Here is a 14,713-nt window from a genome sequence, read left to right on the forward strand (position 1 = left end):
CTAGCGCTAATGTTAGCGTTAATGTTAGCGTTGAGATGTGGCGATCGAAACCAGGTGTTTACCCGGCGCAGGGGGTGAAGGTGGTGGAACCGCGGAAATCTGACGAAAATGATGGTTTGCACCGCCGCATCGGCGGCAAACCCTTAACTGGAGCAGGAATGGATCGGCCCGCATCACGTCGCAAATCGCTTTCCTACACGGTCACGCTGGCCGAGGTCGCCGCGCAGGCGGGCGTGTCGGCGCAGACCGTATCGCGAGCCTTGCGATTTCCGGACACGGTCGCCGGGCACACGCTCGCGCGCATCACGGCCGCGGTCGAGGCCACCGGATACGTACCGAATCTTTCCGCGAGCCAGCTGGCGTCCAACCGCAGCAAGACGATCGCGATGATCATTCCGACGCTCGCGGCCTCGGTGATCGCCGAGACCGTGCAGGGCATGTCCGACGTATTGCTGACCGAGGGGTATCAGCTTTTTCTCGGTCACACGGACTACTCGCCCGAGAAAGAGTACGAACTCGTGCGCAGCATGCTGGGCCGCCGTCCCGACGGCGTCTGCCTGATCGGCACGGTGCATCGTCCGGAGACGATTTCGCTGCTGCGCAAGGCGGGGATTCCCGTCGTGCAAACCTGGGACTGGACCGAGGAGCGGATCGACATGCTGGTCGGCTTTTCGAATCGCGACGCCGCCCGCGCGGTGGTGGCGCATCTCGCTGGGCGCGGCTACAAAAAGCTTGCGTTTGCCGCCGTCATCTTTCCGGGCGACTATCGGGCCGAGCAGCGCCACGCGGGCTTTCTCGAAGGCGTCGCGGAACACTTCAAGGGCAAGAAGGTGCGCGAGGTGATCTATCGCGACCGGCCTCTATCGATGAGCGTCGGCGCCGAGCTTTTCCACGACATCAGGCAGCGTTACCCGGAGGCGGATGCGATCGTGTTTTCGAGCGACGTCTTTGCGGGCGGCGCGTTGCTCGAGTGCATCGGTGCGTCCATCAGGGTTCCTGATGAAATCGCCATCACGGGTTTTGGCGACTACGACTTTGCTGGACAGTTGCATCCGGGACTGACGACCGTGCATGTGCCGGCACGCGACATCGGCGCGCAATCGGCACGTCTGCTCGTGCGCCGCCTGAACAAGCAGCCGTTGGAGACCGAGGCGCTCGACGTGGGCTTCGATCTCGTCGTCAGAGAAAGTACCTAGTTTTACGGGGTTGTGTTGCAGGCCGGGCCTGTTTGTCAGGCCCGTGCGCTCATCAACTCAGCGGAATGTTTTCCCGGAAGATGACCTGTAGCCGGGGCATATAGGTCGGTTCGGCTTGTCCTCGCACCGCCGACGCCAGCAGCCGGACCGCTTCACGCGCCTCGACGCGGGGATTCTGTTCGATGACCGCGTCCATGGTGCGATCCAGCAGGAATTGCCGGGAAATGTGGGTGAGATCATGGCCGACGAACATGATCTGGCGTTGCAGCCCGGCTTCCTGCAAGGCGCGGCCGATTCCCGAATTGCCCGCGCCGATGTTGTAGATGCCCGCGGGCGTTCCCTGCTGCAGCATCTGCCGGGTCAGCTCGTAGGCGCGGGCACGGTCGTCGCCGATTTCGAGCATGCGGGCGATCCTGATGTGCGGAAACTCTTCGCTGAGCAACGCGCGAAATCCCATTTCGCGCTCCTCGTGTCCCCGGTAGGCCAGCGAGCCGAGAAACACCGCGACTTCCTGCGGCACGCCCTGCGGCAGGAAGCGCCCCAGCAGCCATGCGGCGAGACGCCCGGCCGCGCGATTGTCGATACCCACATAGGCCATGCGCGCCGACGTCGGGATATCCGAGACCAGCGTGCAGACATGGACGCCGCTTGCCTGCAAGGCGGCAATGGCATCGCGAACCTGCGGATGATCGAGCCCGACGAGCCCGACCGCATCGGTATTGCCCTTCAGTTGATGCAACTGGGCGGCGAGCTTTTCGGCGTTGAAGCCCTCGACCAGATGCATTCTTGCCTGGACTTCCGGCCGGCATTGCGCTTCCACCAGCAGATGCTGATGCAGCAGGGACATGAAGCTGTTGTCGCCGGCGGGCAGGACGAAGCTCAGGCGGATGCCGGCCTGGGCGCCCTGGTCCGCTTCCCCGGCGTGACCGAGCTTGCGTGCAACGGCCAGCACGTGGTCTCGGGTGTGGCTGCGCACGCCTTCGCGCCCGTTCAGGACGCGGTCCACCGTGGCGGTCGAGACGCCCGCGGCTTCGGCAATGGCCGTGATGGTGGCGCGGGTCATGGCGTGATTGGCTCGGTGGTTGGGTTCATGAGCTGATCATATCACATCATTTTGATTGAATTGCCTCATTTTGATGGGTTGATACTGGCTGACTACGGCTTGTGATTTGAGGCTCATCTCTCGCACTGGTAAGGCATTACAGGCGTTGCGTTTCAGGTCGCAGCAGACTGGCAGCATGGAATAGCGATAACATCAAATTGATGTTAATAAAGTGAAATTAGTAAGCAAAATGATGTTGCATTCAAATAAAAAAGATGTGATATTCGCGTCTAAACGGATCGGCGATCGATCGGCCCCCGGCAGGCGAGCGGGGCGGTTTTCGCCGGCCGATACCAACAGGAGACGAGCATGTCCGTAATCGGCTTCCAACCCGATGCGCCTGTGCGCGAACGCAGCTACACCATTGGCTGCATCGGCGCCGGCATGATCATGGCGGATTGCCATCTGGCCGCCTATCGCGAGGCCGGCTTCAAGGTCGCGGCGATCGCCTCGCGCACGCCCGGCCGGGCGCAGGCGGTGGCGCAGCGATGGTCGATCGGGCGCGTGCATGACACGCCCCAGGCGTTGATCGACGATCCCGAGGTGCAGATCGTGGACATCGCGTTTCCCCCCGATCAACAACCCGCGCTGATTCGCGCCGCGCTGGCGGCACCCCACGTCAAGGCCGTGCTCGCGCAAAAGCCGCTGGCCCTGTCGTTGCCGGAAGCGCTGGCGTTGCGCGACGAGGCGCGCCGGGCCGGCAAGCTTCTGTCGGTCAACCAGAACATGCGCTACGACCAGTCCATGCGCGTGCTCAAGCAGCTGCTCGATGAACGCGCGCTCGGCGAACCGGTGCTGGCCCAGATCGACATGCATGCGATTCCGCACTGGCAGGGCTTTCTTGAAGGCTACGACCGGCTCACGTTGTCCAACATGAGCGTGCATCACCTCGATGTTCTGCGCCATCTGTTCGGCGAGCCCACGGAAGTCACCAGCGTGGTGCGCACCGACCCGCGTACGCGCTTCGCGCATCAGGACGGCATCGTGGGCACGACGCTGCGGTTCGAGTCGGGCGTGATCGCCTTCTCGCTCGAGGATGTCTGGGCCGGACCGCGCCACGACGGTTTCGCGGACGATCAATACATCAACTGGCGCGTCGAGGGCACCGAGGGCGTGGCGAAGGGCACGATCGGCTGGCCGCACGGCAAGCCCTCCACGCTGAGCTACGCGTCGCAACGCATGACGGACGGCCAGTGGGTCACGCCCGAATGGTCGACGATGTGGTTCCCGCACGCTTTCATCGGCGTGATGGAGCAGTTGCAATACGCGCTCGCGAGCGGCACCGAGCCCGCGCTGACGGTGGCCGACAACGTCAGGACCATGGCCTTGGTCGAGGCCGCGTATCGGTCCGCCACCGAGCGCCGTACCGTGCGCATGACCGAAATTCCGCTTCCCGGCTAGGAGCGTTGCCTCAGGTTCCCAGCCGTTTCCGTTCCCGTAGGACCACTTAGCAGGCAGGCAACCGGTTGCCCCATGAGGCGGCCGGCTCATCCCAAGGAGACAGAGGATGATTCAACCCGGCATTTTCTCAGGCTATTTTCCGTACGACCTGGCCACCGCGGCGGGCAAGATTCGCGCGCACGGCTTCAATACCGTGCAACTGGACTTGCACTTCAAGGACATGGACCTCGGCCGCGGCCAGATCACCCAGGACAAATGCGAGCGCATCCGCAACACGTTCCGCGATCACAACCTGCCGGTGTCGTGCATCTCCGGCTATACCAACATCGTGCATCCCGATGCGCAGGAACGGCAGCGGCGCAATGACTACCTGAAGGAAATCATCGCTCATGCGCAGTATCTGGGCTCGCCGTATGTGATCTCGGAGACGGGTACGTTCGCGACCGACAGCGACTGGGTTCATCACCCCCGCAACAAGACCGAGGAAGGCTGGGAACAATGCCGGGCCGTGATTCAGGAACTGGCGCAGCATGCTTATGATCATGGCGCCGTGTTCCTGCTCGAAACCTACGTGAACAACGTCGTCGGCTCGGTGGAAGAAACCCTGCGCATGTTCGCCGAAGTCGATCATCCGGGACTCGGGTTATTGATGGACCCGACCAATTACTTCGAAGACCATAACATCGACCAGATGGACAAGACGCTCAACCAGGTGTTCGATGCGCTGTCCGACAAGATCTGCATTGCTCACGCGAAGGACGTCAAACGTGCCGGCGGCGACAAGTCGGAAAAGCACTCCGATATCGGCGATGCCGATGCGGCGGAGAGCCATACGTTCCGCGGTGTCGGCGAGATCGAGTTGCCCGCGCCGGGGCTTGGCGCGTTGAATTACGACCTGTACCTGCGGCGTCTCGCGAAGCGTCACCCCAACATCCCGATCATCATCGAGCACCTGACCGAAGACGACGTGCCGCGCGCCAAGGCGTTTCTGGACGGCAAGCTGCGCGCCAACGGTGTTTGAAAACGGCGCGCCGCCGCGCCGCGAGTTCCCGCCTTCCACATCAACCCGGCACCGCGAGTGCCGGTTTCCGGAGTAGACGTACACATGGTGCAGCTATACGCCACGACGATGAACCGGCAGCAGATCGAAGCGCGCTGCGGACAACTGGCCCAGTTTGCCGGCGTGCGACTGGTCACGCTCGAAGATGGCCTGGAGCGCGGCATCCGGCAACTGGAGTTTCGCAGCGGCACGGGGCTGCGCTTTACCGTGCTGGTGGATCGCGCGATGGATATCGCCGACTGCGAGTTTCGCGGCTATGCGGTGGGCTGGCATTCGCCCGCCGGTTTCCGGCATCCCGGCCTGCACGAGTACGAGGGCGAGGGCGGTCTCGGCTGGCTGCGGTCGTTTTCGGGCCTGATGGTCACCTGCGGGCTGGACCATATCCTCTTCATGCATGACGCGCCCGCGGACAACTACGTGTACAAGCCGCGCCAGAAGGTGCAGCACTCGATCCACGGCCGGGTCGGCACGATCCCGGCGCGCCTCGCGGGCTATGGCGAGCGTTGGGACGGAGAGCGCTGCTTCCTGTGGGCCGAGGGCATCGTTTCGCAGGGCACGGTGTTCGGCGAGCACCTGGAATTGCATCGGCGCATCGAGATCGAGGTGGGCACCAACGACATTCAACTGAGCGACCGCGTGGTCAATCGCGGTTTCTACCGCACGCCGCACATGCTGTGCTACCACCTGAACATCGGCTACCCGGTGCTCGACGAGGGCGCCCGCTACCTCGCGCCGATCCGGCACGCGGTATGGGCGGCACATGCCGATGCGTACCGTGCCCAGGGAGTCGGCTATCGGCGCATGCCGGCGCCCCAGCTGGGTTTTCACGAGCAGGTCTGGCAGCACGAAATGAAGGCGGACGACGCGGGCCTCGTGCCCGTGGCGCTGGTCAACGACCGGCTCGGCATCGGCGTGGAAGTGACGACCCGCAAGGACCAGTTTCCCTGTCAGTATCAATGGCAGAACCTGCAGGCCGGACAGTACGCGCTCGGCATCGAGCCCTCGACGAATCACGTGCTCGGAGAAGGCGGCGCGCGCGAGCGCGGCGAACTGATCTGGCTTGAACATGGCGACGAGCGCCGCTATCAGACCAACATCCGCATCCTCGCCGGCGCGGATGAAATTGCCGGCAGCGAGCGGCGCATTCGCGCGATTGCCGAACAGCCGTCCGACGACTACCCCGAACTCTCCGGCCAGTTTGCGCCGTTGAGTGGACGCGAAGGACGAGGAGCCGCCGTATGAGCGCGCAAGCGATGCAGTTTTCCTTGCGTGGCCGGCGCGTGTTGCTGACCGGCGCGGCGGGCGGGCTCGGCCACGGCATGAGCCTGGCGCTGTTGCGGCAGGGCGCGCGCCTGCTCGCGCTCGATCGCGACGTCGAGGCGCTGGCGCGGTTGCGCGACGCGGCGGGGCCCGAGTTCGCCGACTCATTGCAAACCCTGCAGATCGATCTCGCCGACGCAGCCGCGTTGCAGCGGACGCTGGACCGGCTGACGGCCGAGGCGCCGCTCGACGTGGTCATCAACAACGCGGCCATTTATCCGTCCAGGCCTTTCGAAGCGTATTCCGACGACGAGCGCGCGCTGATTTACCGCGTGAACGTTTCGGCCGCACTGCAGATCGTTCGCGCGGCGCTGCCGGGCATGCGCGAACAGCGATGGGGCCGCATTATCAACGTCGCGTCCATCACGCTTTCGGGCGGCTGGGAGCGGTTGCAGCCCTATGTGGAATCCAAGGGCGCGATGGTCGGCAACACGCGCGCGCTCGCGCGGGAGTTCGGCGCCGAGGGCATCACCTGCAATGCGATCTCGCCGGGCGCATTTCCGACGGCGGCCGAGGCCATCCATCCCGACCTGCCGGGTTACGAGCGCATGGTGCTCGAGCGCCAGTCCATCAAGCGGCGCGGCCACGCGAACGATATTGCCGCCGCGGTCGTCTTTCTCGCCTCCGAGGAAGCGGGGTTCATTACCGGGCAGACGCTGTCCGTGGATGGGGGATGGGTGATGCGCTGATCGTGCGCGTGAGCCCGCACGCGTCCGCTGTTTGAGACGTCGATACTGCGCATATCAATCGCGGCACGCGCCGCTATGCGCTCGCCCGGTCGATGATCGAAAACCCCGTATCGACCCGAACGGGCGCCGAAGAGGCGCTCTCGCGCGCACCGAAGCGGCCCAGCAACGCTTCGGCCGCGGTCTTGCCGATCGCGGCTCCATCGACGCGCACGGTCGATAGCGCGGGATAAACATGAGCGGCCGTACTCAGGTCGCCGAATCCCATGACCGCGACGTCTTCGGGAATGCGCAGGCCGCGGCTTGCCGCCTCGGCCAGAATGCCTTGAGCCAGCGTATCGGTGCTGCAGACGATGACTTCCGGCAGCCCCGCTTCGAGCATCCGCGTCAGGCCTTCCCTGCCGGTCTGGAGCGTCGCCGGTGCGGGGAGCACTTCAAGGGGAATTGGCGACGCACTGTGCTTTTGCAGTTCGTTGATGACGGCGTGGCTCCGCCTCAATCCTCGCGGGTCGTCCGCGGAAACGACGCCGAACCGCTTGTAGCCCTTTTCCATGAGGTGCCGCGCGACCGCCGAGCCGAGCGCCTCGTGCGAGAACCCGACCAGCATGTCGATAGGCTTATCGGTGAGGTCCCAGATTTCGACGATGGGCACGTTGGCCTGGCTCAGCCGTTCGAGCGTGAGGTCCGTATGGTCGGTGCCGGTCAGGACGATCCCGTCGGGCCGCCGGCCGAGCAGGGTGCGAACCAGTTCTTCCTCGCGCATCGAGGAGTATTCCGTCAGGCCGAGGAGGGTCTCGTAGCCCGACGCGGACAGCGTGTGCATCAGCGCCTGGACCATATCCGTAAAGATGGACGTCGCAATGGTGGGCAACAGCAAGGCCACCAGCCGGCTCCTGTTGCTCGTCAATCCGCTGGCCAGCATGTTCGGCACGTAGCCCGTCTTGCGCACCGCCTCGATAACCCGCTTTTGCGTTTCACTGCGGACGAGTTCGGGGCGATTCAGTGCGCGGGACACCGTCATCGCGGTGACGCCCGCGACCCGGGCCACATCTTCCAGGGTAACGCTCGCGCCGGTCCGGGGGGCCTGTCCTGCGGCGTCTTGTGTCAAAGCTTCGTCCATTCCTTGCTCCGTCGGTGGACGTTATTTTAAGCGGATTTTTTCCGCCGCCCCGTTGTGTACCGGGGCTAAAAGTCTGAGAAAATGCGATATTTCTCATATGACATCGTATGTTTAGATAGCCTAAAACACCGGGGAAACCCTTATTTTAAAAATGTTTGCGCAAACATAATCTGTCGCAGTCATAGGACATCTGATAAAAATCGGAGGCACAGATGCGACAAGGACCTGGGCATACAGGTGAGATGCAGGGCAGCGCGGCACCCGGACCGGACCTCGGAGCAGGCTCGCTGCCTTCGGCCGGGGGGCGGACCGATCCGCATGCCGGTAGAAGCCGGGCGCGATTCCTGATCGTTGCGATGCTGTTCGTGGTCACGACCCTGAACTTCGCGGATCGCGCGACGATTTCGATCACGGGCTCGTCGATCCAGCATTCGCTCGGCGTGTCCCCCGTTGAGATGGGGTACATCTTTTCGTCGTTCGCGTGGTCGTACGTGATCGCGCAGATACCGGGCGGGTGGCTGCTCGACCGTTTCGGCACAAGGCGGGTGTATGCCGGCAGCATCCTGTTCTGGTCGATTCTGACCGCGCTCCAGGGGGTGGTTACGCTGCTGCCTGCGGTGATGGCCGTCGCCACGCTGTTCGTGTTGCGGTTTCTGGTCGGCGCCGCCGAAGCACCGGCATTCCCCGGCAATTCGCGCTTGACCGCGGCATGGTTCCCGACGCACGAACGCGGCACCGCCAGCGCCATCTTCAATTCCGCGCAGTACTTCGCGGCGGTGATTTTCACGCCGTTGATGGGCTGGATCACGCACGCCTACGGCTGGCCGTACGTGTTCTTTACGATGGGCGGGATCGGCGTGGTGATCGCGGGCATCTGGGTCAAGACGGTCTATGCGCCCAAAGCCCATCCGCTCGCGAACGAGGCTGAAGTCCGCTTCATCGCCGACGGCGGCGCGCTTGTCGATCTCGAAGACCCGGTGCTCGCCGAAGAGCGCCGCGCGGCGCAATCGACGGGCCAGTCCGCGGCTGCGAAATCGTCCAGCGTGGTCGGGCAGCTTCTGAAAAACAGAATGATGATGGGGGTCTTCGTCGGACAGTACTGCATCACCACGCTGACCTATTTCTTCCTGACGTGGTTTCCGATTTACCTGGTGCAGGAGCGCCATATGTCCGTTCTGAAGGCCGGCTTCGTCGCGTCCATTCCGGCGATATGCGGCTTTCTTGGCGGCGTGCTCGGCGGCGTGATTTCGGACCGCATGATGAAGCACGGCTTTTCCACGACGGCGGCCCGCAAAGTGCCCATTGTCGTGGGGATGCTGCTGTCGACCTGCATGATCGCCTGCAACTATGTCGACAATCAGTGGATCGTGGTCGGCATCATGGCCGCGGCTTTCTTCGGCAAGGGCATTGGCGCGCTCGGCTGGGCGGTCGTCGCGGACACCGCGCCGAAGCAGGCAAGCGGCCTGTGCGCGGCGCTATTCAACACGTTCGGCAATACCGCGGGTATTACCACGCCGATCGTGATCGGCTATCTGGTCCAGGGGACGGGTTCGTTCGCGGCCGCGCTGGTGTTCGTGAGCGCCAATGCGCTCATTGCAATCGTCTGCTACCTGTTCGTCGTCGGAAAGATTCAACGTTTTGAACTGCAGCCGGCGAGCCGCTGATTGCCTGTTCGAATCTTGACAAAAAAAGCCCGACCAAAGGTCGGGCTTCAAAGTCGGCTGCGCCCTCCACAGGACGCAGCCCCTGCAAAACAGCGAGGCTGTTTGCGTCGTCGCCGAGCTTAAGCAGCCAGCAGCGAACGCAGCACGAACGGCAGAATCCCGCCGTGCTTGTAGTAGTCGACTTCGATCGGCGTATCGATACGCAGCAGGACCGGAACGCGCTTGTCGCCGTCCTTGCCGTGGATCACGAGCGTGACTTCCTGTTGCGGCTTGAAGTCGTCGCCGAGGCCTTCGATGTCGTACGTTTCTTCGCCGGTGATGCCGAGCGACTGCACGCTATCCGAGCCCTTGAACTGCAGCGGCAGAACGCCCATGCCGACGAGGTTCGAACGGTGGATACGCTCGAAGCTGCGTGCGACCACGGCCTTCACGCCGAGCAGTTGCGTGCCCTTCGCCGCCCAGTCGCGCGACGAGCCCGTGCCGTACTCTTCGCCCGCGAACACGACGGTCGGCGTGCCGGCGTCGATGTACTTCATCGCTGCGTCGTAGATCGACTGCTGTTCGCCGCTCGGCTGGTGAATCGTCAGGCCGCCTTCGACGCGCGTGCCGTCCGCCTTCGCCGGGATCATCAGGTTCTTGATGCGGACGTTCGCGAACGTGCCGCGCATCATCACGTCGTGGTTGCCGCGGCGCGAGCCGTAGCTGTTGAAGTCGGCCTTCTGCACGCCGTTCGCCTTCAGCCACTTGCCTGCCGGCGAGTCTTCCTTGATCGAGCCGGCGGGGCTGATGTGGTCGGTCGTGACCGAGTCACCGAAGATGCCCAGTGCGCGCGCGCCCTTGACCGGCGCGATGCTGGTGTCCGGCGTCATCGAGAAGTCCTTGCCGAAGAACGGCGGCTCGGCGATGTAGGTCGACTTCGGCCAGTCGTAGACCTGGCCTTCCTCGCCCTCGATCTTGCTCCACAGGTCGCCCTTCTTCGTGAGCTGCGAGTAGTTCTTGCGGAACGCGTCGGCGTCGAGCGCGTACTTCAGCAGCGCGTTGACTTCTTCGCTGGTCGGCCAGATGTCGCCCAGGTAGATGTCCTTGCCGCCCTTGCCCTTGCCGACCGGCTCGGTCATCAGGTCGCGCGTGATGTTGCCGGCGATCGCGTAAGCGACGACGAGCGGCGGCGAGGCGAGGAAGTTCGCGCGGATGTTCGGGTGAATACGCGCTTCGAAGTTACGGTTGCCCGACAGCACCGCTGCCGCGACGATGTCGTTCTTCGTGATCGCTTCGTTCAGTTCCGGCGTCAGGTCGCCCGCGTTGCCGATACAGGTCGTGCAGCCGTAAGCGGCCAGCGTGAAGCCGAGCTTGTCGAGGTACTTGAGCAGGTCGGTCTTCGTCAGGTACTCGGTGACGATACGCGATCCCGGCGCCAGCGACGTCTTGATGTGCGGCGCGACCGTGAGGCCAGCCTCGACAGCCTTCTTCGCGAGCAGACCGGCAGCCAGCAGCACGCTCGGGTTCGAGGTGTTCGTGCACGAGGTGATCGCGGCGATCAGCACGTCGCCGTTCTTCACGTCGACGCCGTTGCTCGTCGTGTATTGCGCGTCGAGGTCGGCTTCCTTCTTCGCAAAGCCGTTTTCGGCGACCGGCTTCGAGAACAGGTCGCTGAAGGTCGACTTCACGTTGCCGATTTCGATGCGGTCTTGCGGACGCTTCGGACCGGCCAGCGACGGCGCGACCGTGCCGAGATCGAGCGTGACGACATTCGTGTAGTCGATGTCGCCTTCGCTCGGGATGCCGAACAGCTCCTGCGCCTTGAAGTAGTTTTCGAACGCGGAGATTTCGGCGTCGGTGCGGCCCGTGCCGTTGAAGTAGTCGATGGTCTTTTCGTCGACCGGGAAGAAGCCCATCGTCGCGCCGTATTCCGGCGCCATGTTGCCGATCGTCGCGCGGTCCGGCAGCGACAGCGAGCGCGTGCCTTCGCCGAAGAACTCGACGAACTTGCCGACCACTTTTTCCTTGCGCAGCAGTTCGGTGATCGTCAGCACGAGGTCGGTGGCGGTCACGCCTTCGCGCAGCTTGCCCTTCAGGTTCACGCCAACCACGTCCGGCGTGAGGAAGTACACCGGCTGGCCGAGCATGCCGGCTTCGGCTTCGATGCCGCCCACGCCCCAGCCGACCACGCCGATGCCGTTGATCATCGTCGTGTGGCTGTCGGTGCCGACGAGCGAATCCGGGTAGTACACGGTGTCCGTGCCGTCAGCCTTCTTGTGCACGCCACGTGCGAGGTATTCGAGGTTCACCTGGTGAACGATGCCGACGCCCGGCGGCACGACCTTGAACGTGTCGAATGCCTGCATGCCCCACTTCATGAACTGGTAGCGCTCGTTGTTGCGCTGGAATTCCAGTTTCATGTTCAGGTCGAGCGCGCCCTTCTCGCGGAAGTGGTCGATCTGCACCGAGTGGTCGACGACGAGGTCGACCGGCACGAGCGGCTCGATCGACTTCGGGTTCTTGCCGACTGCCTTCGCGACGCCGCGCATTGCGGCGATGTCGGCGAGCAGCGGCACGCCCGTGAAGTCCTGCAGCACGACGCGCGACACGACGAACGGGATTTCGTCGACGCGCGCGGCGGTCGGCTTCCAGTTCGCCAGTTGCGTGATGTGTTCTTCGGCGATTTTCTTGCCGTCGTAGTTACGCAGCACCGATTCCAGCACGATACGGATCGAAACCGGCAGGCGGTCGATCTTGATGTTCAGTGCCTTGCCGAGTTGCGGCAGGGAGTAGAACTTGCCTTTGCCGGAACCGCTGTCGAATTCCTTGAGCGTTTTGTGGAGGTTGTGGGCCATGGTGTTTTCCTTGGTTTGGATCGCGGAACTACAGTACTTAACCTAGATGACGTACAGATCGACGTACTCATTGACCGGCATCGATTCGAGCCTGGCCTGATCGAGCGACACGCCGAGAATCGCCAGTTGCTGCTTGACCGGAAAGCGCCGCGCGAGGTTGGTCCTGAACTTCTCGACCAGCAACGGGATACCGTCTTCGCGACGGCGCTTGTGCCCGATCGGGTATTCGACTACGACTTCGTCGAACTTCGCCCCGTCGTCGAATTCGATCGTCAATGCATTGGCGATCGAACGCTTCTCCGGGTCGTGATAATCCTTCGTGAATTGCGCGTCTTCGACGCATGCCATCTTCGCGCGCAGCGCGTCGATGCGTGCGTCCCGCGCGACCGACTCTTCGTAATCGGCGGCCGTGAGGCGGCCGAAAATCAACGGCACCGCGACCATGTACTGGAGGCAATGATCGCGGTCGGCCGGATTGTCGAGCGGCCCTTTCTTATCGATGATACGAAGCGCCGCTTCGTGCGTGCGAATCGTGATCTTGCTGATGTCTTCGACGCGCCGGCCTTGCGCGGCCAGTTGCGCATGCAGCGCGAGCGCGGCTTCCACGGCGGTCTGCGCGTGGAATTCGGCCGGAAACGCAATCTTGAACAGCACGTTTTCCATCACGTACGAGCCGTACGGACGCTGGAACCTGAACGCGTTGCCCTTGAACAGCACGTCGTAAAAGCCCCACGTTTTTGCCGTGAGCACCGACGGATAGCCCATCTCGCCGGTCTTCGAAATCAGCGCGAGGCGCACCGCGCGCGAAGTCGCGTCGCCGGCTGCCCACGATTTGCGCGAACCCGTGTTCGGCGCATGGCGGTAGGTGCGCAGCGCCTGCCCATCGACGAGCGCCTGCGATACCGCGTTGATCAGTTCGTCGCGGGTGAGGCCGATCAGCTGGCCGACCACGGCGGTCGAGGCGAGCTTGACGAGCAGCACGTGATCGAGCCCGACCTGGTTGAACGAGTTTTCGAGCGCGATGCAGCCTTGAATTTCGTGCGCCTTGATCATTGCGATCAGGACGTCTTTCATCGTCAGCAGCGCCTTGCCCGCTGCGATGGCGGTGCGCGAGAGCCAGTCGGCCGTCGCGAGAATTCCGCCGAGGTTATCCGACGGATGACCCCATTCGGCGGCAAGCCAGGTGTCGTTGAAGTCGAGCCAGCGGATCATCGCGCCGATATTGAAGGCGGCCTGAACCGGATCGAGCTGGAACGACGTGCCGGGCACCCTGGCGCCGTTGGGGACGATCGTGCCCGGCACGATCGGTCCCATCAGCTTGGTGCAGGCCGGGTAGGTGAGCGCCTCGAGTCCGCAGCCGAGCGTGTCGATCAGACAGTGCCGCGCGGTTTCCAGCGCGAGCGTGCTGTCGATCCGATAGTTCAGAACGTAGTCGACGATATCCGCCAGGACGGTGTCCGGGGCGGGTCGTACGTTCGATATCGTTGACATCAGCGGAGCAGACATCGGGGAGCGTTCCTGACGGCGGAAATCAGTTAGTTGCCGAGCTTGTTGATCGCGTTCGATTGCGTCGCTGCCGGCGCGCCTTGCGCCATGGCTGCGGTTTGGCACTCGTCGGCGAGACGCGAGCTGTCCTTGTCCTGGAACAGCATCGCCTTGGTCGGGATCACGACCAGGTCCATACCGCTTGCGGCGTCGTGGAAGCGGTCCGCGCCCGTGGTGGTCGTTTCGCGCGGCAGGTTGTAGTTCTTGTTGGCCCAGTGAACCGTGACGATCTGGTCACGCTTCATGTCGCCTTTCATTTCGAAAGAAAGACCATCCTTGCACGACCACTTTTCGGCGCCGTCCGGTACCGGATCGACCTTCGCTTCCTTCGCCGGGTTCGGCTTGCGCTTGATCAGGCGGCGCGGTTCCGGACGCTTGGCGACGGCCTTCTTGGCAGCCGGCTTGGTGGTCGGCTTCGTGGTGGTCGCCGTTTGCGCGGCGGCGTCAGTCGAGACGGACAGCATCGTCGTGGACAGGGCGCCAATCACGGCGGCGATCATCAGCTTTTTCATGGAGAAAACCTTTCTATCTAATTTCAGTTAAACAGTGCACGGAAGACCGGTTCTGGGGCCGCGCGGGTTGAACTGCGCGCGCTTCGAAAGCGCGCAGCGAGCGCTATTTTCTCCTATTTAGCGGCACGTACTTCAAATTCTCGGGGCCGGTGTAATTCGCGCTCGGCCGGATGATCTTGTTGTCGATGCGCTGCTCGATGATGTGCGCGCTCCAGCCCGCCGTGCGCGCGATCACGAAGATCGGCGTGAACATCGCGGTCGGCACGCCCATCA

The 14,713-nt window shown here is 63.3% G+C and carries 12 protein-coding genes; 6 read left to right on the forward strand and 6 right to left on the reverse strand.

Features of this window, described 5'->3' with window-relative positions; translation table 11 throughout:
* Window positions 1-158: 158 nt before the first annotated feature.
* Complete coding sequence (locus tag G3N58_RS27670; protein WP_167039332.1) at window positions 159-1,196, forward strand: LacI family DNA-binding transcriptional regulator; 1,038 nt, start codon at window positions 159-161, stop codon at window positions 1,194-1,196.
* A 52-nt stretch (window positions 1,197-1,248) separates the two neighbouring features.
* Here the strand turns inward: G3N58_RS27670 and G3N58_RS27675 are convergent, their stop codons facing one another.
* Window positions 1,249-2,259: a LacI family DNA-binding transcriptional regulator gene (locus tag G3N58_RS27675; RefSeq protein ID WP_167039049.1), complete on the reverse strand. Its 1,011-nt coding sequence runs from the start codon at window positions 2,257-2,259 to the stop codon at window positions 1,249-1,251.
* 348 nt (window positions 2,260-2,607) lie between these two features.
* Here G3N58_RS27675 and G3N58_RS27680 point away from each other — a divergent pair, with 348 nt between their 5' ends.
* The 4 genes from G3N58_RS27680 (at window position 2,608) to G3N58_RS27695 (ending at window position 6,768) form a co-directional block, all read left to right on the forward strand.
* Complete coding sequence (locus tag G3N58_RS27680; protein ID WP_206000804.1) at window positions 2,608-3,699, forward strand: Gfo/Idh/MocA family oxidoreductase; 1,092 nt, start codon at window positions 2,608-2,610, stop codon at window positions 3,697-3,699.
* A gap of 106 nt (window positions 3,700-3,805) precedes the next feature.
* Window positions 3,806-4,720, forward strand: coding sequence for a sugar phosphate isomerase/epimerase (locus tag G3N58_RS27685; RefSeq protein ID WP_205989019.1), 915 nt, complete (start codon window positions 3,806-3,808; stop codon window positions 4,718-4,720).
* Window positions 4,721-4,804: 84 nt separating this feature from the next.
* Window positions 4,805-6,001: an aldose 1-epimerase family protein gene (locus G3N58_RS27690; RefSeq protein WP_167039055.1), complete on the forward strand. Its 1,197-nt coding sequence runs from the start codon at window positions 4,805-4,807 to the stop codon at window positions 5,999-6,001.
* An 11-nt stretch (window positions 6,002-6,012) separates the two neighbouring features.
* A complete protein-coding gene (locus G3N58_RS27695) occupies window positions 6,013-6,768 on the forward strand; it encodes an SDR family oxidoreductase (protein WP_277396989.1) in 756 nt (251 codons plus the stop codon).
* A gap of 73 nt (window positions 6,769-6,841) precedes the next feature.
* On the opposite strand, the gene G3N58_RS27700 is transcribed toward G3N58_RS27695, so the two are convergent.
* Window positions 6,842-7,885 (reverse strand): LacI family DNA-binding transcriptional regulator, encoded by a 1,044-nt coding sequence (locus G3N58_RS27700; RefSeq protein WP_167284073.1) that lies wholly within the window; start codon window positions 7,883-7,885, stop codon window positions 6,842-6,844.
* A 212-nt stretch (window positions 7,886-8,097) separates the two neighbouring features.
* Here G3N58_RS27700 and G3N58_RS27705 point away from each other — a divergent pair, with 212 nt between their 5' ends.
* Entirely contained in the window at window positions 8,098-9,549 is a 1,452-nt protein-coding gene (locus G3N58_RS27705) for an MFS transporter (RefSeq protein ID WP_277396988.1), read from the forward strand.
* Window positions 9,550-9,668: 119 nt separating this feature from the next.
* Here G3N58_RS27705 and acnA read toward each other — a convergent pair whose 3' ends face one another.
* From acnA to G3N58_RS27725, 4 genes are all read right to left on the reverse strand, one after another.
* Window positions 9,669-12,383, reverse strand: a complete 2,715-nt coding sequence (acnA, locus tag G3N58_RS27710) for an aconitate hydratase AcnA (RefSeq protein ID WP_205989022.1) — start codon at window positions 12,381-12,383, stop codon at window positions 9,669-9,671.
* Window positions 12,384-12,425: 42 nt separating this feature from the next.
* Window positions 12,426-13,889, reverse strand: a complete 1,464-nt coding sequence (locus G3N58_RS27715; RefSeq protein ID WP_206000806.1) for a bifunctional 2-methylcitrate dehydratase/aconitate hydratase — start codon at window positions 13,887-13,889, stop codon at window positions 12,426-12,428.
* Between the two features lie 29 nt (window positions 13,890-13,918).
* Window positions 13,919-14,440 carry a hypothetical protein gene (locus G3N58_RS27720; RefSeq protein ID WP_167039065.1) on the reverse strand — a complete coding sequence of 174 codons (522 nt, stop codon included), beginning with the start codon at window positions 14,438-14,440 and terminating at the stop codon, window positions 13,919-13,921.
* Window positions 14,441-14,553: 113 nt separating this feature from the next.
* Window positions 14,554-14,713 (reverse strand): hypothetical protein (locus G3N58_RS27725; protein WP_346778304.1); only part of this gene is annotated, 160 nt, incomplete at its 5' end.

The sequence above is a fragment of the Paraburkholderia sp. Ac-20342 genome, from assembly GCF_017104985.1.
In the GTDB taxonomy this organism is placed as follows: Bacteria; Pseudomonadota; Gammaproteobacteria; order Burkholderiales; family Burkholderiaceae; genus Paraburkholderia.